Origin of the sequence: Aquamicrobium segne, assembly GCF_042656785.1 — a bacterium.
GTDB classification, from domain to species: domain Bacteria; phylum Pseudomonadota; class Alphaproteobacteria; order Rhizobiales; family Rhizobiaceae; genus Mesorhizobium; species Mesorhizobium segne.
Genome location: NZ_JBHSLL010000021.1, coordinates 1 through 18,689, shown reverse-complemented (window position 1 = coordinate 18,689; position 18,689 = coordinate 1). Strand labels below are relative to the sequence as shown.

18 protein-coding genes are annotated in these 18,689 nt (G+C 55.2%); 11 read left to right on the top strand and 7 right to left on the bottom strand.

Annotation, left to right across the window (positions count from 1 at the left end; translation table 11 throughout):
• Positions 1-205: 205 nt before the first annotated feature.
• Genes ACFPLB_RS08330 through ACFPLB_RS08310 form a run of 5 tightly spaced genes read right to left on the bottom strand, consistent with a single transcriptional unit; the run spans position 206 to position 5,632 of the window.
• Positions 206-1,414 carry a molybdopterin molybdotransferase MoeA gene (locus tag ACFPLB_RS08330; RefSeq protein WP_378228894.1) on the bottom strand — a complete coding sequence of 403 codons (1,209 nt, stop codon included), beginning with the start codon at positions 1,412-1,414 and terminating at the stop codon, positions 206-208.
• 1 nt (position 1,415) lies between these two features.
• Complete coding sequence (moaC, locus tag ACFPLB_RS08325) at positions 1,416-1,916, bottom strand: cyclic pyranopterin monophosphate synthase MoaC (RefSeq protein WP_378228893.1); 501 nt, start codon at positions 1,914-1,916, stop codon at positions 1,416-1,418.
• A gap of 4 nt (positions 1,917-1,920) precedes the next feature.
• Positions 1,921-2,727 (bottom strand): indole-3-glycerol phosphate synthase TrpC, encoded by an 807-nt coding sequence (gene trpC, locus ACFPLB_RS08320; RefSeq protein WP_378228892.1) that lies wholly within the window; start codon positions 2,725-2,727, stop codon positions 1,921-1,923.
• A 2-nt stretch (positions 2,728-2,729) separates the two neighbouring features.
• The gene (trpD, locus tag ACFPLB_RS08315) at positions 2,730-3,743 is read right to left on the bottom strand and encodes an anthranilate phosphoribosyltransferase (protein WP_378228891.1); all 1,014 of its coding nucleotides are present in this window, start codon (positions 3,741-3,743) and stop codon (positions 2,730-2,732) included.
• Positions 3,740-5,632: a SurA N-terminal domain-containing protein gene (locus ACFPLB_RS08310; protein WP_378228890.1), complete on the bottom strand. Its 1,893-nt coding sequence runs from the start codon at positions 5,630-5,632 to the stop codon at positions 3,740-3,742. The genes trpD and ACFPLB_RS08310 overlap by 4 nt, the downstream gene beginning before the upstream one ends.
• A 128-nt stretch (positions 5,633-5,760) precedes the next feature.
• On the opposite strand from ACFPLB_RS08310, the gene tpiA reads away from it, so the two are divergent.
• The 4 genes from tpiA to ACFPLB_RS08290 all read left to right on the top strand — a co-directional run bounded on the left by tpiA (position 5,761) and on the right by ACFPLB_RS08290 (position 10,295).
• Positions 5,761-6,525 carry a triose-phosphate isomerase gene (gene tpiA / locus ACFPLB_RS08305; protein ID WP_378228889.1) on the top strand — a complete coding sequence of 255 codons (765 nt, stop codon included), beginning with the start codon at positions 5,761-5,763 and terminating at the stop codon, positions 6,523-6,525.
• 141 nt (positions 6,526-6,666) lie between these two features.
• Positions 6,667-7,080, top strand: coding sequence for a preprotein translocase subunit SecG (secG, locus tag ACFPLB_RS08300; protein ID WP_378228888.1), 414 nt, complete (start codon positions 6,667-6,669; stop codon positions 7,078-7,080).
• Between the two features lie 294 nt (positions 7,081-7,374).
• Positions 7,375-8,517, top strand: a complete 1,143-nt coding sequence (locus ACFPLB_RS08295) for a L,D-transpeptidase (protein WP_378228887.1) — start codon at positions 7,375-7,377, stop codon at positions 8,515-8,517.
• 149 nt (positions 8,518-8,666) lie between these two features.
• Positions 8,667-10,295: a CTP synthase gene (locus ACFPLB_RS08290; RefSeq protein ID WP_378228886.1), complete on the top strand. Its 1,629-nt coding sequence runs from the start codon at positions 8,667-8,669 to the stop codon at positions 10,293-10,295.
• 72 nt (positions 10,296-10,367) lie between these two features.
• Here ACFPLB_RS08290 and ACFPLB_RS08285 read toward each other — a convergent pair whose 3' ends face one another.
• Entirely contained in the window at positions 10,368-11,807 is a 1,440-nt protein-coding gene (locus ACFPLB_RS08285; RefSeq protein WP_378228885.1) for a DEAD/DEAH box helicase, read from the bottom strand.
• Positions 11,808-12,254: 447 nt separating this feature from the next.
• On the opposite strand from ACFPLB_RS08285, the gene ACFPLB_RS08280 reads away from it, so the two are divergent.
• From ACFPLB_RS08280 to hflX, 7 genes are all read left to right on the top strand, one after another.
• Positions 12,255-13,289 carry a cysteine synthase A gene (locus ACFPLB_RS08280; protein WP_378228884.1) on the top strand — a complete coding sequence of 345 codons (1,035 nt, stop codon included), beginning with the start codon at positions 12,255-12,257 and terminating at the stop codon, positions 13,287-13,289.
• Positions 13,289-14,032, top strand: a complete 744-nt coding sequence (locus ACFPLB_RS08275) for an alanyl-tRNA editing protein (protein WP_378228895.1) — start codon at positions 13,289-13,291, stop codon at positions 14,030-14,032. The genes ACFPLB_RS08280 and ACFPLB_RS08275 overlap by 1 nt, the downstream gene beginning before the upstream one ends.
• Positions 14,033-14,152: 120 nt before the next feature.
• Entirely contained in the window at positions 14,153-15,019 is an 867-nt protein-coding gene (gene sseA / locus ACFPLB_RS08270; RefSeq protein WP_378228883.1) for a 3-mercaptopyruvate sulfurtransferase, read from the top strand.
• Positions 15,019-15,579, top strand: a complete 561-nt coding sequence (locus ACFPLB_RS08265; RefSeq protein WP_378228882.1) for a GNAT family N-acetyltransferase — start codon at positions 15,019-15,021, stop codon at positions 15,577-15,579. Before sseA ends, ACFPLB_RS08265 begins: the two co-directional genes overlap by 1 nt.
• A gap of 194 nt (positions 15,580-15,773) precedes the next feature.
• Positions 15,774-16,331 (top strand): OmpA family protein, encoded by a 558-nt coding sequence (locus ACFPLB_RS08260; protein WP_378228881.1) that lies wholly within the window; start codon positions 15,774-15,776, stop codon positions 16,329-16,331.
• 429 nt (positions 16,332-16,760) lie between these two features.
• The gene (hfq, locus tag ACFPLB_RS08255; protein WP_378228880.1) at positions 16,761-16,997 is read left to right on the top strand and encodes an RNA chaperone Hfq; all 237 of its coding nucleotides are present in this window, start codon (positions 16,761-16,763) and stop codon (positions 16,995-16,997) included.
• Positions 16,998-17,048: 51 nt separating this feature from the next.
• Positions 17,049-18,371 carry a GTPase HflX gene (gene hflX / locus ACFPLB_RS08250; protein WP_378228879.1) on the top strand — a complete coding sequence of 441 codons (1,323 nt, stop codon included), beginning with the start codon at positions 17,049-17,051 and terminating at the stop codon, positions 18,369-18,371.
• Between the two features lie 128 nt (positions 18,372-18,499).
• On the opposite strand, the gene ACFPLB_RS08245 is transcribed toward hflX, so the two are convergent.
• Positions 18,500-18,689, bottom strand: a 190-nt coding sequence (locus ACFPLB_RS08245; RefSeq protein ID WP_378228878.1) for a transposase, incomplete at its 5' end; no start/stop codon positions are given.

Genomic DNA, 18,689 nt, shown 5'->3' with positions numbered 1-18,689 from the left:
AAATTCTCCTCAGACATCTTGCCGAGAAAATTCTACTAATGAAGACCCTTAATTTCAGGGGGGATTACCATTGAGTCTCGACCCTAAAGCCTGTCTCTCAAACCGGGACCCGGTTTCGAGATAAAGACATAGGTAAAAACAAAGGGTTAAAGCGGGTTGCGTGAATCTGAAAGATTGCGACACGCTTCTGTGCAAAGTGGAAGGATCAGCCGGGAATCAGAACAGGGCAGAGATCACCCATTTTAAGGGCAGGTGCAAAGGGGGGCCGGACAATCAGCCCGCCAGCATTGGCCATGATGCGCAGCATGGAGGAATCTTGCATGCTGAAAGGTGTGGCGATCAACTGGCCGTCCTTGCGCTCTTCAAGCTGCGCGCGCACATAATCCTGCCGCGGGCCATTTTTGGGCATGTCTGCGCCTGAAATGGCGTTGCGGATGTGTTGTCCGAAAGGCCGTGCGCCAAGACGGGCCAGCAATGGTTTCAGGAAAACCTGCGAACATATGAAACTGGCAACCGGGTTTCCCGGCAGGCCAAGGCAACGGGTTTTGCCCATTTTGCCAAACAAGAGTGGTTTTCCGGGGCGAATGGCGATTTTCCAGAAATCAAGAATCATGCCCTCTGTGCTCAGAACCTCGCGAACAATGTCGTGATCGCCGACGGAGGCTCCGCCTGAAGTGACAAGCACATCAGCACCAGCTTCCATGGCTTGTTTGACCCGTGCTGATAAAGCATCCTTACGGTCCGGCGCAATGCCAAGGTCAAGCACGTCCGCACCGACCGAGCGGGCGCAAGCGGCAATCCCATAGGTGTTTGAAGAAATGATCTGGCCGGGGCCGGGAGTGCTTCCCGGTGGCAAAAGCTCGTCGCCTGTGGAAATAATGGCAACAAGAGGACGGCGCACGACAGCAAGGCGTGCATGATTGGCGGACGCCGCCAGTGACAGGGCGGCCGGGCCCAGAACGCAACCTTTTTCGATCAGCGGGTCGCCTTGCCTAAAATCAATGCCAGCGAGCCGGATATTCTGCCCTGTTGCGGTGGGTTCAAGCAATTCGATCACCCCGGGTGTGGGGATTTTGACATTTTCCTGAATAACAACAGTATCAGCGCCAGAGGGCAGGGGCGCGCCGGTAAAAATGCGCACACATTCATGTTCGCCTATTGAACCGGAAAATACACTGCCAGCCGCAACCTCGCCAATGAGCGAAAGCCGGGCTCCTGCAACAGCACAATCAACTCCACGTGTGGCATAGCCATCCATGGCCGAGCCATCAAAAGGAGGCTGGGTTCGCAATGCTGAAACCGGTTCTGCCAATACGCGGTCATAGGCCTGATCAAGGGGTATGGTTTCAGCGCCCAGAGGTAAAACATCTTCCAGGATGCGCTGGAGCGCTACTTCTACCGCCAGCAGTGCCATGTCAGTTCTCCGCTCGATAATCTCCGGATTTTCCGCCAGATTTGGACAGCACTTTTATATCCGAAATGACCATGCCACGATCCACGGCCTTGGCCATATCGTAAATGGTCAGACAGGTAACGGAGGCGGCTGTCAGGGCTTCCATTTCCACGCCGGTCTTGCCGCTGACCCGCACCATGGCACGAATTTTCAGGCCGGGCAGGCTGTGGTCAGGCTCAATATCAACCACAATTTTGGTTAAAAGCAGCGGGTGGCATAAAGGAATGAGATTATGGGTGTTTTTTGCTGCCATGATGCCGGCAATACGGGCGGTGCCTAAAACATCGCCTTTTTTGGCATTGCCCTCGATAATCATCGCAAGTGTCTCAGGGCGCATGTAAACAAACCCTTGCGCGATGGCTTCACGGGCTGTTTCCTGCTTGTCGCCGACATCGACCATATGCGCTTCACCGGACGTGCCGATATGGGTCAGGCCGGTTTTGGCTGGCAGTTTGTCTGTCACGGCGTCAAGCCTCCGCGGTATTTAATCCTAACAGGGTGCGGGTGGCGCTGGTTACATCATCCTGTTTCATCAGGCTTTCCCCGACAAGAAAGGTTTTGATGCCGCTGGCCGCCAGCCTGTTGCAATCGGCATGGGTAAAAATGCCGCTTTCACCCACCAGAATCCGGTCGGCAGGGACCATGGGGGCCAGTCTTTCCGACGTTTCAAGACTGGTCTCAAAACTGCGCAGATTGCGGTTGTTGATGCCGACAAGACGCGAAGAAAGGCGCAAGGCACGTTCCATTTCCGCCTCATCATGGACTTCCAGCAAGGCATCCATGCCAAGCGCAAAGGCCGTATCTTCAAGAGCACGCGCCATATCATCATCAATGCTGGCCATGATGATGAGAATGGCGTCTGCGCCCCAGGCGCGGGCCTCATACACCTGATAGGTGTCGAATAAAAAATCCTTGCGCAATACAGGCAATGAGGTGGCCGCGCGCGCCTGCGTCAAAAATTCAGGTGCGCCCTGAAATGAGGGAGCATCGGTCAACACCGAAAGGCAGGTAGCGCCACCTGCCTCATAGGCGCGGGCAAGGGTGGGCGGATCAAAATCGGGGCGGATTACGCCGCGCGAAGGGCTGGCCTTCTTGATCTCGGCAATAAGCCCGAACCGGTTGTTTTTTGTGCTGCTTTCCAGTGCGGTGAGAAAGCCGCGCGGCTTGCTTTGATCTGCCGCACACGCCTTGAGGTCTGCCAGTGAAACACGTGCTTTGGCAGCAGCAATTTCATCTCGCTTATAGGCTTCGATCCTTTTGAGAATATCAGACATGGCTAAGCGTTGGAAACCTCGATCAATTTCTCAAGAACCTCGATGGCGCGGCCGCTGGCGATGGTTTTGCGCGCCCTGGCGACGCCCTCGTCCAGTTCCTTGACAAGCCCGGCAACCACAAGCCCGGCCCCGGCATTCATCAGCACCGTATCGTGATAAGCCCCTTGCTCACCTGAAAGCACACCACGCAATGCTCTGGCATTGGTTTGAGCATCCCCGCCGCGCAAATCTTCAATCGTATAACGTCCCAACCCCAGCATTTCCGGGGTCAGGGTGAAATTGCGCATTTTTCCATCGACAAGTTCCGCCACCATCGTTTCGCCGGTGGTGGTGATTTCGTCATAGCCATCGCCATGCACCACCCATGCGTGAGTGGACCCAAGGGCTTTTAATGCTTCGGCTGCTGGTACCACCCATTCGGGCGCAAAGACACCGACAAGCTGGCGGTGGACACGGGCCGGATTGGTGAGCGGGCCAACCAGATTGAAGATGGTTCGTATTCCCAGTTCAACCCGTACCGGGCCGACATGCTTCATGGCCGGGTGGTGGGAAGGGGCAAACATGAAGCCGATACCGGCCTGTTTGATGCAGCGGGTGATGGCTTCAGGCGGCAGTTCGATATTGACGCCAAGGGCGGTTAAAACATCGGCTGTCCCGGTTAAGGAAGACAGGCTGCGATTGCCATGCTTGGCGACCGGAACGCCGCTGGCCGCCATGACAAAGGCCGATGCGGTGGAGATATTATAGCTGTGCAGCCCGTCGCCGCCGGTCCCGACAATATCGACGGCATTGGCAGGAGCTGAAACGGGCAGCATCTTGGCGCGCATTGTCTCGACTGCGCCGGAAATTTCATCGACAGTTTCGCCGCGCACCCGCAGCCCCATGAGGAAACCGCCGACCTGGCCGGGCGTGGCGTCGCCCGACATGATGATGTCAAACGCTTCACGCGCTTCTTCAAAATTCAGAGGCTTGCCTGAAGAAACGCTTGCAATGAAGGGTTTTAGTGTACTGCTCATCTTAACAGCGCATTTGATATGGCGATCTGGTCGATCTCGATTGGATACTCATTTTGCAACCGGCTCACAAGCTGATCGAGCAGGTCGCCGGAAAGACCGGCGGCAAATGAATTGCGCGTCGTATCGGGAACTGTGCTGGCATCGGCGCCGGCAGGTGCGGTCACCTGAACGACCTTGAACAGGATCTGCGCATTGCCGACGGGGGCAGGAATAATACCGGACCCGTTTTCGCCGACCTCAAAGATGCTGGCAGCACCTTCGCGGCCAAAATCTGCGTCATCGACAGAGCGCTTCAGGCCGCGCTTGGTTTGTTTTTCCAGTGCAAGCTCGGCGGCAATTGCCTCCATGTCATCGCCTTGTGCGATGCGCTGTTCCAGTTCCTCTGCTTTGGCCAGCAGTCTTTTTTCAGTTTCCTGGGCTGTCCAGTCGGCAAGAACGCGCTCACGCACCTCATCAAGCGTACGTTCGCGCGCCGGCGTCACAGCGTCAACCTCATAAAACAGGTAGCCATTATTGGCAGTGGTCAGTCCTTCATTTTCAATATTGGTTTCTGCTTCAAACACAGAGCGGATGAGATTTGCCGATTCCGGCAGATTGTCGATGATGGTTTCATCGGGCGCGCGCCCTGTCCGGTCGATGGCCTCAATGGAAATAACTTTCAGGCGCTGTTTGGCGGCAGCCTCTTGCATGGTGTCGCCAGCAGCACGGTTGTCTTCATAGGCATCATGCACTTCAACCAGAAGGCGGCTTGCCTCGCTCAGCGCCAGATCCTTGCGAATCTGGTCGGAAACTTCAGCAAGCGGCTTTGCCACTTCGGCCTCGATTTGCGTGACCCGCAAAAGAACGGGGCCAAATGTGCCTTTTACCACCTGGCTGATCTCATTCAGGCCAAGCCCGAAAGCAGCATCGGCAATGGCCGGATCGGCGATCTGGTCTTTGGTCAGTGTCCCAAGCTGGACATCGGCTTCTGTCTTGCCCTGCGCGGCATAGACCCTGTCGAAGGTTGCGCCGCTATTGATCGAATCACGTGCCGTTTGTGCTTCCTGTTCGGACGAAAAGACGATCTGCTCGATCTTTCGGGTTTCAGGCGTGGTAAACAGCGACCGGTTGCGCTCATAATCTTCAGCCACCTGTTCGTCGCTAATGGCGGCAACATCCATAATGTCTTCCGGCTCAAGCCGGACATAAGAGAATTTGCGATATTCAGGTGCGGCATAGGTTTGTTTGTTCTGCTCAAAATAGGCAGACAGATCGCTTTCTGACGGGGATGCGACGGGTTCGACCAGCATTTTGGGCAGCACCAGATAGTCAACCGTGCGATCTTCACCTTGGTAAAGCGCAAAAGCCTTCAGGAAGGCATCGGGCGCCTTGATGCCATCGGTTGCGGCCTCGATGATCTGCTGGCGGCGCGCCACTTGCGCGCGGTTATGGAGATAGTCTTCAGGATGCATCCCGACCTGTTGCAATACATAGTCAAACATGCGCCGGTCGAACTGGCCGTTGGCGCCTTGAAAGGCCGGATCCTCATGTGTGAGGGCGGCAAGGCGATCCTGTGAAATGCCCAGACCCATCTTGCGTGCCTGCTCGTCCAGCAATGCGCCGGAAACGAGTTGGGCCAGCACCTGCTGGTTCAATCCCAGCATGTTGATCTGTTCCTGTGTCAGCCGCTGGCCAAATTGCTGGGAAAGGGCATTGGTCTGCCGGTCATGCGCCAGACGATATTCATTGACCGACACAGATGTGCCGCCAACCCTGACGACGGTTTCATGCCCGCCCAGGACGCCTGAGACCTGACCGGAGATGCCCCAAACGGCAAAACTGAGCACCAATATGAGGAGCAGTATCTTGGCGACCCATGTTCCCGCGGCTTTTCGCAGACTATCGAGCATATTCACTTCCGAATTTAGACAAGGCCTAAGGGCAATAGCCTCCTTGAGCGCGGCTGTCGATTGCTTTGTGGTTCGATTTTGCTACTGAAGGCGTATATAGGCCCATTAATGAGAGATAGAAGAGAACCATGACGCCAGGAATTAGACCGCTGGTTGCCGGCAACTGGAAGATGAACGGAACCAGTGCTTCGCTTGATGAGTTGCGGGCAATCGGCGCCGGTTTTGCACAAGGCCTTGAGGCAAAGGCGCAGGCGCTTGTCTGCGTTCCGGCAACCTTGTTGCATCGGGCGGCTGAACTCTTGGCGGCTACGCCGGTTCAGGCCGGTGGCGAAGATTGCCATGCCAGCGCAAGCGGTGCTCATACAGGTGATATTTCGGCTGAAATGCTGAAAGATGCGGGCGCCAGCCATGTCATTGTCGGCCATTCGGAACGCCGGACCGATCATGGTGAAAGCGATGCCACGGTGCATGCCAAGGCTGAAGCTGCCTGGCGTGGGGGGCTGGTTGCCATTATTTGTATTGGGGAAACCCATGGTCAGCGGCAGGCGGATGAGACGCTGGAGGTGTTGTCACGCCAGATTGAAGGCTCGGTGCCACTAGGTGCCAGTGCAGAAAACACCATTATTGCCTATGAGCCGGTCTGGGCCATCGGCACCGGCCTGACCCCGACAGTTGATGATGTGGCCTCTGCCCATGCACATATCCGCGCCCGCCTTGAAGAAAGGCTGGGGCAAAAAGCCCGGACCATGCGCATTTTATATGGCGGCTCGGTCAAACCCGCCAATGCGTCGGAATTGCTGGCGGTCGCCAATGTGGATGGCGCATTGATTGGTGGCGCAAGCCTGAAAGCTGCGGATTTTTTAGGCATTGCAGAAGCTTACAGGCATTTTTAAAAAACATGGCTGGTGTAAGGTTGCCAGCATCCCTACATAGGCTGGCATCAGGCTTATTGCAGGTGCGGACTTGGAAAAACCGTCAAAGCATTGTATGGAGCCGCCTTCCAAAAGGCCGTCAGGCATCGTCAGGATAGATTTATGGAAACCGTACTTATCGTCATCCACCTCATGATCGTGCTCGCGCTTGTTGGCGTGGTGCTGGTCCAGCGCTCCGAGGGCGGAGGACTGGGCATTGGCGGTGGGTCGGGTTTCATGACCGCACGTGGTGCTGCAAATGCCTTGACACGTGTTACGGCAATTCTGGCTGCGGCCTTTTTCATCACATCGCTCGGCCTGTCGCTTCTGGCCCGCTACGGCGCCAAGCCAACCGATATTCTTGATCGCGTTCCAACCACAACCCAGCAGCAGAGCCTGCCGGCAGGGCAGGGCGGCGTTCTGGACCAGCTTCCGGGACAGGTTGCGCCTTCGGTTCCAGCCGCAAATGAACCGGCTGCGGTTGATGGTGTACCGGCACCGGTTGAAAGCGGACAGCCGCAGGTTCCTAATAACTAAGTAACTAAGCCTCAATGATGGGGCTAAAGATTTTTTGACTTTTTAACTTTGAACCGGCGGCGCTTTTTCAAAAGCACCGCCGGTTCGGTTTTTTAAAAATCAACTTTGCAAAAAACTGTTGTTGCCTGAACACAGCTTTTCCTAAATATATTCCATCACGAAAAATTGCCGGTTGAGGCAGCCCGCCTGCTCTTGAGAAGCCCATGGCCAATCGATTATAAGATAAATATAGTGCCTGACGGATGACCGGGGGCATGTTTCAGGCAAGTGCTTTTCTGATCGGAATTTTTTGCCATGCAGTTTCGCAGATTCATATTTATGAGCCTGTGCGCCAGCCTGTTTGCCAGCGCACCAGCCTATGCCGCCCCGGTTGCCGCTCTTGCTGCACCTGTGGGGCCAGATGCTGCCTCAAATGTTAGCCCAAGTGCTGGCAATGTGCTGGAAGTCGCTGCAAAAAGCGCCAGTGCCGAATTGAAGGCGCTAAAGCGCAAGAAGAAGCTGACCGCTGAAGATCAGGCTCGTATCAAGGAACTGGAAAAACAGGTCAAGATCGAGCAGGCTCAGGCGCGCGCCAAGGCCGTCGAGGCCAGAAAACTGGCCATGCGTGAGGCTGCCAAGGCAAAAGCCGAGGCCCGTCGCAAGGCATTTCAGGAAAAGCGTGCGCAAAGCAGAGTGGCAGGTGCAGCACCTGCACGCCAGGCGCCTGTAAAGCAGGCCGCACCAAAGCCACAGCCTGTTGAAACGGTCCAGCAACCGCTCTCGGCAGATGTGATGGCGATTGTGCGCAATGGCAATAATGGTGAATTGCGCAGTGAGCCGCGTGATGTTCAGCCGCAGCGCAAGGGCGGCCTGCTCAGCGGCCTGTTTGGCTCTGGCGCTTCCGCAGGTGGTAACAATATTGCCTATCTGCCTGAAACACGGGCGCTTGATTCTGTTTTGCAGGAGCGTCAGGCTCGGAAGAAATTTACCGTAAAACCTGAGTTTGAACCGCAACAGGTGCGCTTTACCGGCTATGAGCCGGGTAGCATCGTCATCGATACCAGCGCGCATCGCCTTTATCTGGTTGAGACGCCTTTTACGGCGCGCCGCTATGCCATTGCGGTTGGTCGCGACGGGATGAAATACAAGGGCAGCACGATTGTCGGCGACAAGCAGGAATGGCCACGCTGGATTCCCACCAAGGACATGCAGCAGCGTGAGCCGCATAAATATGGCCGTTACAAGGATGGCATGTCGGGCGGCCCGGACAATCCGCTGGGTGCGCGCGCCATCTATCTTTATGAAGGCAAGAAGGATACTTACTTGCGTATTCACGGCACCAATCAGCCCCAGACAATCGGCACTGATTCGTCGAATGGCTGCTTTCGGATGATCAATGATCATGTGATTGATCTTTACCGGCGCGTGAAGACCGGCACCAAAGTCGTCGTTCTCTGAGATTTAATTAAAGACGAGCATGAGGGCTGGCAAAAGCTGGCCCTTTTTGCTTGCACTGACTTTGCCTGCATAAACAAAGCCGGGAAAAACCAATGCGGCGGGTTTTTCCACTGGCTAAAATGGTTCGGCTGCGCTAAGCGATGGTTCCCATGGCGCGATATGTTTTCATCACTGGCGGCGTGGTCTCCTCGCTCGGTAAAGGTATAGCTTCTGCGGCTCTTGGAGCCTTGTTGCAGGCGCGCGGTTATCGTGCGCGTCTCAAGAAGCTCGATCCCTATCTCAATATCGACCCCGGCACGATGAGCCCTTATCAGCATGGTGAGGTGTTCGTGACCGATGATGGGGCCGAAACCGATCTCGATCTTGGGCATTATGAGCGCTTTACCGGCAGGTCCGCCAACCGGCAGGACAGCATCACCACCGGACGTATCTATCAAAACATCCTCGAGAAGGAACGGCGCGGCGACTATCTGGGCGCGACAGTTCAGGTCATTCCCCATGTCACTGACGAGATCAAGAATTTCATTACCGACGGCAATGAGGATTATGATTTCGTATTGTGTGAAATCGGCGGAACTGTTGGCGATATTGAAGCCATGCCTTTTCTGGAGGCGATCCGCCAGCTTGGCAATGATCTGCCGCGTGGGCAGGCGGTTTATGTCCATCTGACCTTGATGCCGTGGATACAGGCGGCGGGTGAATTGAAAACCAAGCCAACCCAGCATTCGGTCAAGGAACTGCGCTCCATCGGCATTGCGCCCGACATTCTTCTGGTGCGCGCCGACCGGCATATCCCGAAGGAAGAGCGGCGCAAACTTTCCTTATTTTGCAATGTGCGCGAGACGGCCGTCATCCAGGCGCTGGATGTCAAGCATATCTATGATGTTCCGATGGCCTATCATCAGGAAGGGCTGGATTCTGAGGTGCTGGCTGCTTTCGGCATTGAGCCGGCGCCCAAGCCGCGTCTGGAACGCTGGGAAGGGGTGGCGCGGCGCATCCATAATCCGGAAGGCGAGGTCACCATTGCCATTGTCGGCAAATATACAAGCCTCAAGGATGCCTATAAATCATTGATTGAGGCGGTCTCTCATGGCGGGCTGGCCAATCAGGTGAAGGTAAGGCTTGAATGGATCGAAGCCGACATCTTTGAGAAAGAAGACCCTGTTCCCTATCTTGAAAAGGTGCATGGTATTCTGGTTCCGGGCGGTTTTGGCGCGCGTGGTGCAGAAGGAAAAATTCTGGCTGCCCGCTTTGCGCGTGAGCACAATGTGCCTTATTTCGGCATCTGCTTTGGTATGCAAATGGCCTGTCTTGAGGCGGCGCGGGCGCTGGCAGGTATTGAAAATGCGTCTTCCAGCGAATTTGGCCCGACCAAGGAGCCGGTTGTCGGCCTGATGACCGAGTGGCTGAAGGACGATATGCTGGAAAAGCGCAAGGCAAGTGGTGATCTTGGCGGCACCATGCGTCTGGGCGCTTACAAGGCAAAGCTGGAGCCGGATTCAAGAATTGCGGAAATTTACGGCGCGACCGAGATTTCAGAGCGTCATCGCCATCGTTATGAGGTTAATGTCGACTACAAGGCACGGCTGGAAGAAAGCGGCCTTAAATTTTCAGGCATGTCACCTGACGGCGTTTTGCCCGAGACGATCGAATATCCTGACCACCCATGGTTTATCGGTGTGCAGTATCATCCTGAGTTGAAGAGCCGCCCGCTGGAGCCGCACCCGCTATTTGCCAGTTTCATTGCAGCAGCGGTGGAGCAGTCGCGACTGGTATAAGCTTTGAAACATGCAACAGAATGAAAAACGGCGGGAAAATAATTTCCCGCCGTTTTTCATTTTGATTACAAATTACGCCACATGGGCCGCGGCTTTGCGCGGGCGACGGTTAAACTTGCGCGACTTTGTACCGTCCGGCATGCGTTCGCCTGCCGGGCGCGGCGCATTGGCTTTTTCAGGCCAGTGCCGGTTGGTGTTGGAAGCCTTACGGGGCCTGCCTTTGGGGGCCGCGCGCTTGCTGTCACGTTTATTGTCCTGCGAGGGCTGACGATCATTTGCCGCTTTTAGCCTGTCTGCAGAATTTTGCTGTTTTGTGCTCCCATTGCTCTGGCGCGGCTTTGGCTGCGGGTCTGCTTCAGCCAGATGATCGGCCAGAACCGGAAGTTTCATGCGGATGATGCGCTCAACCTGCTTCAATTTGGCGTTTTCAGCCGGATCGACCATGGTGATGGCGGTGCCGTCCTGCCCGTTGCGACCGGTGCGGCCAATGCGGTGCACATAGCTTTCTGCCTCATCGGGCAGATCGAAATTCACCACATGGCTGATGCCGGGAACGTCGATGCCGCGTGCGGCAATATCGGTGGCGACAAGAATGCGCACCGATCCATCACGAAACCCGTTCAGCGCCTTCTGGCGAGCATTCTGGCTCTTGTTGCCGTGGATGACAGCCGCTTCAAAGCCATCGCGCTCCAGATCGCGTGTGACGCGGTCTGCGCCATGCTTGGTGCGGGCAAAGACGATGACGGAGCGCATTGTCTCTTCATCTTTCAGCATTTTTGACAGGATCTGTCGCTTTTGCTTGAGACGGGCAAGGATCACGCCCTGCTTGATTTCTGTGGCCGTCGTGCCTTGTGGCGCGACTTCGACGCGAACCGGATCATGCAGCAAGCCCTTGGCCAGATCAGCGATTTCATCGGGCATGGTGGCGGAAAACAAGGCTGTCTGCCGGGCAGGATGGGTGGCCTTGGCAATGCGGCGCACATCATTGATGAAGCCCATATCGAGCATGCGGTCGGCTTCATCCAGCACCAGCCATGTCGTCTCGGATAAAATCAGGTCTTTTTCGCGAACCAGATCGGTCAGCCGGCCTGGTGTTGCGACCAGAAAATCAACGCCGGGGGCAATGCGCTTGACCTGCGAACTGCGTGAAACACCGCCCAGCACAAGTGCGGTGGAAACATGCGCCCCTTTGGCCAGTGTCTTGATGGTGTCTTCAATCTGTACGGCCAGTTCGCGGGTGGGTGCCAGAATAAGCGCGCGTGCTGTTCTGGGGCGACGCCTGGTGCCCAGTCCAATGATTTTTGACAGGATCGGCAGGGCAAAAGCTGCTGTCTTGCCCGAGCCTGTCTGGGCAATGCCCAGGACATCGCGGCCTTGCAACTGGGCAGGAATGGCCTGCAGCTGAATGGGTTTGGGTTCGGTATAACCGGCAGCATGCGTGGCTTTGAGCAATTGTCCGGAAATACCCAGTGCGGCAAAGCCGGTTGGCTCTGCAATGATTTCAGTGGTCAAATTTATCTTCTTTCATGCGGCGTGCAGCCGCAAATATGCGTGGCAGGGCGCAACCTGCCTCAATATAATTCGTGAAACGACAAGGCGGCAGATATTTATCTGCTCGGCTGCGCTGTCGCGCCCGCAATTTTCATACTGCGGGGCTTGTTCATCACCCTGCTAAAAAGAAGCAAGCCTGCTAAAACCCAGCAGGAGTGAGAAACAGACGCAACCAGTCCCATCCATGGAGAAAGCCGATTTTTCACGGCCCATGCGCCTATGATGTGCATATGATGCAGATGGCGGCAGATTGCAAGTCAATTATGTTGCGCCGCAATATGAATATGACTTAATCTTTCCGAGGAATATTTTACCTGAAAATAGCAGAATGCTGAAAAAAGCGTCCTTGAAGGGCAGGGGGGCGGCTTCTATTTTCAGTGCCAAATGCTCTGATTTTAAGGAATGAACATGCAAAGCTCGGTGATTGACGCCATTGGCAATACGCCGCTTATCAGACTGCGCAGGGCCTCGGAGGAAACGGGCTGCGAAATTCTTGGCAAGGCGGAATTCATGAATCCGGGCCAGTCGGTGAAGGACCGGGCTGGCCTGTTTATCATTCGTGATGCGCAAAAGCGGGGCCTGTTGCAACCCGGGGGCGTGATTGTGGAAGGCACTGCCGGAAATACCGGCATCGGCCTGACCCTTGTCGCCAAGGCGTTAGGGTATCGCACGGTCATCATCATTCCCGACACGCAGGCGCAGGAAAAAAAGGATGCGATTAAGGTGCTGGGGGCGGAACTGATCGAGGTTCCGGCTGTGCCTTATCGCAATCCAAACAATTATGTAAAACTTTCCGGTCGTCTGGCAGCCCAGCTTGCGCAGAGCGAACCCAATGGTGCAGTCTGGGCCAATCAGTTTGACAATGTGGCCAATCGCGATGGCCATGTTCACACCACGGCCCGGGAAATCTGGGAGCAGACCGGCGGCAGGATCGACGGTTTTGTTGCCGCCGTTGGTTCGGGCGGCACATTGGCCGGTGTCGCCGAAGGACTTCGCCAGCACAGTGGTGATATCAAAATCGGGCTGGCTGATCCTTTGGGCGCCTCTCTTTACAGCTATTATACCAGCGGTGAATTCAGCTCTGAGGGCGATTCGATTACCGAAGGCATCGGGCAGGGGCGTATTACCGCCAATCTTGATGGTTTTTTGCCCGATTTTTCCTATCAGATCCCGGATGAAGAGGCGCTGCCGATCATCTTTGATCTTGTTGAAGAAGAGGGGCTTTGTGTTGGCGGCTCCACCGGCATCAATATTGCCGGGGCGATAAGGCTGGCCAAAGAACTCGGCCCCGGTCACACCATCGTGACCATTTTGTGCGATTATGGCACGCGCTATCAGTCAAAACTGTTCAATCCGCAGTTCCTGAGAACAAAGGGCTTGCCTGTTCCGGGCTGGATGGAGAAGAAAGTGGAGATTGATGTGCCTTATGAGCAGGTGGAATGATGGGACTGAATACGCAAGCGCTGTTTCGTGATGATTCTTATCTCAAACAGACAGAGGCAAGCGTATTGGCGGTCAATGACCGTGGCGGCATTATTTTAGACCGCACCATTTTTTATGCGACCTCGGGCGGGCAACCCGGCGATATCGGCTATTTTGAGCGTTCTGACGGCAGCCGCATTGAAATAGCTGCAACCATTACCGGCCAGACAAAGAATGAGATCATTCATGTTCCAGCGCCCGATCAGGCGCTGATTCTGCCTGGTGAAGCGCTCAGGATTGCGATTGACTGGCCGCGCCGCCATCTTTTGATGCGCATGCACACCGCCTGTCATCTGCTGACCGTTATTTGCCCTTATCCGATTACGGGGGCTGCCGTTTCATCTGAGGATTCGCGCATTGATTTTGATCTTCCCGATGCCGGTCTGACCAAGGAAGAGACGACAGAGAAACTGATGGAACTGGTTCGTGCCGACCATCCTGTCTTTATTCGCCAGATTGAGGAGAGTGAACTCATCGCCAATCCGGGACTGGTGAAATCCAAGAATGTGCGCCCGCCACAAGGTGTGGGGGGCGTAAGGCTTGTCTGCATTGGCGAGGGTGGTCACATAGACAGCCAGCCCTGTGGCGGCACCCATGTGGCCAGCACTGCCGAAATCGGCGAAATCCATATTGGCAAGATTGAAAAGAAGGGGCGCGAAAACCGTCGCTTTCGTTTGCGTTTCGGGCCTTTGCCTGTTTCCTAGGGTATTTTTTGTCTTAGCCGTATTTGTGCTTGCGCCAGATAATACCATCTATGCTCACAAAATGCTCTAAATCCACTATATTAAAAGATTAAAAGTGAGATTATCAGAGGGAAACTTAAAATGGCGGCTGATAGCCCGTTTACGGTGGATGCCGACTGGTTGCAGCAGCAGCTTGGCAAGCCGGGTGTGACCATTGTCGATGCCTCGTGGTATCTGCCTGCACATAACCGTGATCCACGTGCGGAATATGAAGCAGCCCATATTCCGGGCGCTGTCTTTTTAGATCAGGATGCGGTTTCTGATCCGGCATCCAACCTGCCGCATAGCTTGCCAGGCCCGCAGTATTTTTCCCGTTTTGTTGGTACACTTGGCATTTCTGCTGATGACACCATTGTCATCTATGATGGCCCGGGATTTTTCTCGGCCCCCCGTGCCTGGTGGATGTTTCGCATCATGGGCGTTTATCAGGTGTTTGTGCTGGATGGCGGTTTCGACAACTGGAAGGCGCAGGCGCGCCCCACAACTTCACAGGCCACCAAAATTGCCCCTTGTGTCTTTCATGCTGAATTTGATGAAAAAAGTGTGGTCAGCCTGGCGCAAATGCGCAAGATCGTTGATGAGCGTAAAAGCCAGATTGCCGATGCGCGCGGAGCAGGGCGCTTTGCTGGCACAGAGCCGGAACCACGGGCGGGTGTGCGCTCCGGCCATATGCCCGGCGCCTATAATGTGCCTGTAAACACGCTGTCGAAAGACGGAATGCTTTTGCCGATACCGCAATTGTGCAGATTGTTTGAAGAGGCTGGCCTTGATCTGACGCGCCCGATCATTACCTCCTGCGGATCGGGCATTACGGCGGCAGCGTTGACCCTGGCGCTGGAGACGCTGGGTCATGGTGACAACCGTCTTTATGACGGCTCATGGACCGAATGGGGCAGTCTTTCCGACACGCCGGTCGAGACTGGCGCGGGCAAGGCGGCGCAATCCTGATGCGCCAGATGCAACCGGAGCCGATTGAGGTCACGGTGGTGTTTCTTGAGATGGAGGTACGCCCCACTTCATTTCCGCCATTGCCCGGCAATCGGCAGATTGCACTGCTCAGGACACATGATATTCCGCTGCATTTTTACCGCTATCTTACCGACAGGGTTGGAAGAAAATGGAGCTGGGTCCATACTTTGCGTCAAAGTGATGAGGAGTTGCTCAAAGAGCTTCATGGTAAGGACCGTGAAGTCTGGGTGCTGTATCTGGAGGGGTCGCCAGCCGGTTTTTTTGATCTCAGCCGCGCAACGCCGGGGGTTGTGGATCTCGGTTATTTTGGTCTGATGAAACACGCAATGGGGCAGGGGCTGGGCCGCTGGTTCCTGGGATCTGCCCTGTCTGTCTGCTGGGAGACGCAGCCACGATTGGTGACAGTGCAAACCTGTACGCTGGACCATCCGGCAGCCCTGCCGCTCTATCAGAAAATGGGTTTTCACCCGGTTGGCCAAAGTCATGAGGTCATTCAACCGCTAAGTTTTGACGAGCGTATGGCCATTGTCATGCGTTAGAGCATCGGACCAAAAAGTGGAATCGGTTTTTGGATAATTCCGATGCTCATTCAAAGAGTTAGAGCGTCCTTTGTGCGTCCGACAGGACGCACGGCGCTCTAAGTGAACAGGCCGTTCATTCTGGCTTCAGGCAAGACAGGCCATATTGGCTGCAAGGCCCGGATCAGTGAACGGGCAAACACAAGGAAAACAGCATGTTCAATCGTCGCAGCTTTACCACCGCCCTGATTGCCACCATGGTCTTGCCGGGCGCGGCCTTTGCGCAAGGACAGATGCCTTCAGCCGCCAGAATCGAGCGTCAGCTTGATGCGTCGCCGCGCAAGCGGATAGCACCCAATCAGCGTGTTACGGTTCAAGAATTCAAGCGCCGGGCTGATCTGCGTCGGGCCGCCCCTTCAATTGATATTCAGTCGATCAATTTCAATTTCGGCTCGGCAGATATTTCTGCCTCGCAATATCACAAGGTTGAAGCAATTGCTGATGCGATGAAGCGTATTTTGCGCCGGGATCGCCGCGCCAGCTTCCTGATTGAAGGGCATACGGATGCAGTCGGCTCCAACTCTTCCAATCTGTTGCTTTCGCAGCGGCGGGCGGCCACGCTGCGGCAATTGCTGATCCGCCGTTATAATGTGCCTTCACGCGCATTGGAGACGGTTGGCTATGGCGAGGAATTTCTTCTGGTGCCGACACAAAATGAAAACTGGCAAAACCGCCGGGTTACCTTGCGCCGTATCGACAGTTTTATTCGCTAAAAGAAGGGTCACTGCGTTAACTCTTTATTAACCATGTGCAGCGCACTTTAATGGCAACTGTCGTATTGTTGTTACATTGGCTCTTTATAAGGCTGAGGTGTCGACATGAGAACCGACCGCGGATGTACCGGCGGTGACTGCGACAGACGAGGAAGCGGAGCCAGTGCTCCGCTTTTTTGTTTTTGAAGATCCTGTGACAGACCTGTTATCGACGCGCTGGTGATCGGCTTATTGCCCGACTTTCATCGTGCAGGGGTTTTTAAAGATTGCAGAAAAAAGTCCAGCCTGATAACCGCAAGGTGTAAACAATCATAAATCTCGCCCTGCTTGCGTCGCCGCGGCAGGGTTGTTTGCGGGCTGGGCATGCTCATATGCTATGGGCGCAGTCACTGTCAGACACAAAGGGATACGGCGGGAAGATTAAGAAAAATGGCCGAACGCTCGCAAAATCTCCAGGACCTTTTCCTGAACTCGGTTCGTAAAAGCAAAAATCCTCTCACCATATTTCTCATCAATGGTGTGAAGCTGACGGGTGTTGTCACGTCTTTTGACAATTTTTGTGTTCTGCTGCGCCGCGACGGGCATTCGCAACTCGTTTATAAACATGCCATCTCCACGATCATGCCGAGCCAGCCCGTGCAGATGTTTGAGGATGAGGAAGGCTGAAGCTGATTGGCCCGCGACCACGAGGACGCTGATAAAACGGACATGAACGGGATGGCGCAAACGCGCGCTGTTGTTGTCGTACCCGTATTGACGCGCCCGATGGCAGCCGAAGATACGGCGCGCCCGCGCCTGACACGCTCGTCACAGGCGCGCCATGATGAAGCTGTGGGGCTGGCGCGCGCCATTGCCCTTGATCCCGTTCACACTTTGATCGTGACCGTCAATGATCCACGGCCGGGCACATTGCTCGGCTCTGGAAAAGTGGCTGAGATTGCAGCGCTGGTTGAAGAAAGTGACGCGGAACTGGTGATTGTCGATCATCCGCTGACACCGGTGCAGCAACGAAATCTCGAAAAGGAAATGGACGTCAAGGTGCTGGACCGTACCGGGCTGATCCTTGAGATTTTTGGAGAACGCGCCCGCACCAAGGAAGGCGCGCTTCAGGTGGAGCTTGCCCATCTGAACTATCAGAAGGGACGGCTGGTGCGTAGCTGGACCCACCTTGAGCGCCAGCGCGGTGGTGCAGGTTTTTTAGGCGGCCCGGGTGAAACCCAGATTGAGTCTGACCGGCGCGCGCTTCAGGACAAGATCACCAAGCTGAAACGTGAACTTGAAACGGTGCGTCGCACACGTGATCTGCACCGGGCCAAGCGTCGAAAAGTGCCGTTTCCGGTTGTTGCTATCGTTGGCTATACCAATGCGGGCAAATCAACCCTGTTCAACCGGCTGACGGGGGCGGGCGTGTTGGCGCAGGATATGCTGTTTGCCACGTTGGACCCGACCTTGCGGTGTCTGCGCCTGCCGCATGGCACAAAGGTGATCCTGTCGGATACGGTCGGTTTTATCTCTGATCTTCCCACTCATCTGGTGGCTGCTTTTCGCGCCACTTTGGAAGAAGTGGTCGAGGCGGATCTGGTGCTGCATCTGCGCGATATTTCTGATCCCGATACGGCTGCCCAGGCAGACGATGTCGAGCAGATTCTGGCTGATCTTGGTGTGGACGCCACAGATCAGGGCCATGTTGTGGAAGTCTGGAACAAGATCGATCTGCTGGATGAGACAAATCGAGAGCGGCTGCTGGGGCAGGCTGTTTCCGATAAGGCGCGCACACCTGTTGCCATTTCAGCCATCAGTGGCGAAGGCTTTGAGCGCTTGCTGTCCGTGATTGAAGAGCGTGTATCGGGCGAACTGGCGCAGATGACCATCACCTTGGCGGCCGATAAATTAGCGCAAATCGACTGGCTTTACCGCAATGGTGATGTGGTGAAACGCACCGATAATGAAGATGGCAGCGTGACACTGGTGTTGAGCGCTACCGAAAATGCGCGCAAAGAGATCAGCAATCGCTTTCTGCATGCCCCAGATAAGGAATAAGCCAAAAGCCTGTCGCTTTTCTTTCAGATTCACGCAGCCCGCTTTAAGTCTTTGTTTTAGCCGCATTTCTGCGACGCCAGACGATTTCGTCTGACTGCAAAATACTCTAGGTTGTGGTGATGATTTAACTATCTGAGCCATATTGCGATTGCAGCGAGTTTGACGAAGCCCATGAAGTTGGCGAGCAATTTGTCATATCGAGTGGCGACGCGGCGGAAGTGCTTGAGCTTGCTGAAGAAGCGCTCGATACGGTTGCGTTCCTTGTAGAGATCGGTGTCGTAAGACCGCTGGGCCTTGCGGTTGCGCTTGGGCGGGATG

Coding starts and splice junctions, on each gene's coding strand:
- ACFPLB_RS08295 (WP_378228887.1), top strand. CDS start 7,375: ATGCAGTTTCGCAGATTCATATTTATGAGCCTGTGCGCCAGCCTGTTT.
- ACFPLB_RS08275 (WP_378228895.1), top strand. CDS start 13,289: ATGGGACTGAATACGCAAGCGCTGTTTCGTGATGATTCTTATCTCAAA.
- ACFPLB_RS08330 (WP_378228894.1), bottom strand. CDS start 1,414: ATGGCACTGCTGGCGGTAGAAGTAGCGCTCCAGCGCATCCTGGAAGAT.
- trpD (WP_378228891.1), bottom strand. CDS start 3,743: ATGAGCAGTACACTAAAACCCTTCATTGCAAGCGTTTCTTCAGGCAAG.
- ACFPLB_RS08265 (WP_378228882.1), top strand. CDS start 15,019: ATGCGCCAGATGCAACCGGAGCCGATTGAGGTCACGGTGGTGTTTCTT.
- trpC (WP_378228892.1), bottom strand. CDS start 2,727: ATGTCTGATATTCTCAAAAGGATCGAAGCCTATAAGCGAGATGAAATT.
- ACFPLB_RS08260 (WP_378228881.1), top strand. CDS start 15,774: ATGTTCAATCGTCGCAGCTTTACCACCGCCCTGATTGCCACCATGGTC.
- secG (WP_378228888.1), top strand. CDS start 6,667: ATGGAAACCGTACTTATCGTCATCCACCTCATGATCGTGCTCGCGCTT.
- sseA (WP_378228883.1), top strand. CDS start 14,153: ATGGCGGCTGATAGCCCGTTTACGGTGGATGCCGACTGGTTGCAGCAG.
- ACFPLB_RS08310 (WP_378228890.1), bottom strand. CDS start 5,632: ATGCTCGATAGTCTGCGAAAAGCCGCGGGAACATGGGTCGCCAAGATA.
- hfq (WP_378228880.1), top strand. CDS start 16,761: ATGGCCGAACGCTCGCAAAATCTCCAGGACCTTTTCCTGAACTCGGTT.
- hflX (WP_378228879.1), top strand. CDS start 17,049: ATGGCGCAAACGCGCGCTGTTGTTGTCGTACCCGTATTGACGCGCCCG.
- ACFPLB_RS08290 (WP_378228886.1), top strand. CDS start 8,667: ATGGCGCGATATGTTTTCATCACTGGCGGCGTGGTCTCCTCGCTCGGT.
- ACFPLB_RS08280 (WP_378228884.1), top strand. CDS start 12,255: ATGCAAAGCTCGGTGATTGACGCCATTGGCAATACGCCGCTTATCAGA.
- tpiA (WP_378228889.1), top strand. CDS start 5,761: ATGACGCCAGGAATTAGACCGCTGGTTGCCGGCAACTGGAAGATGAAC.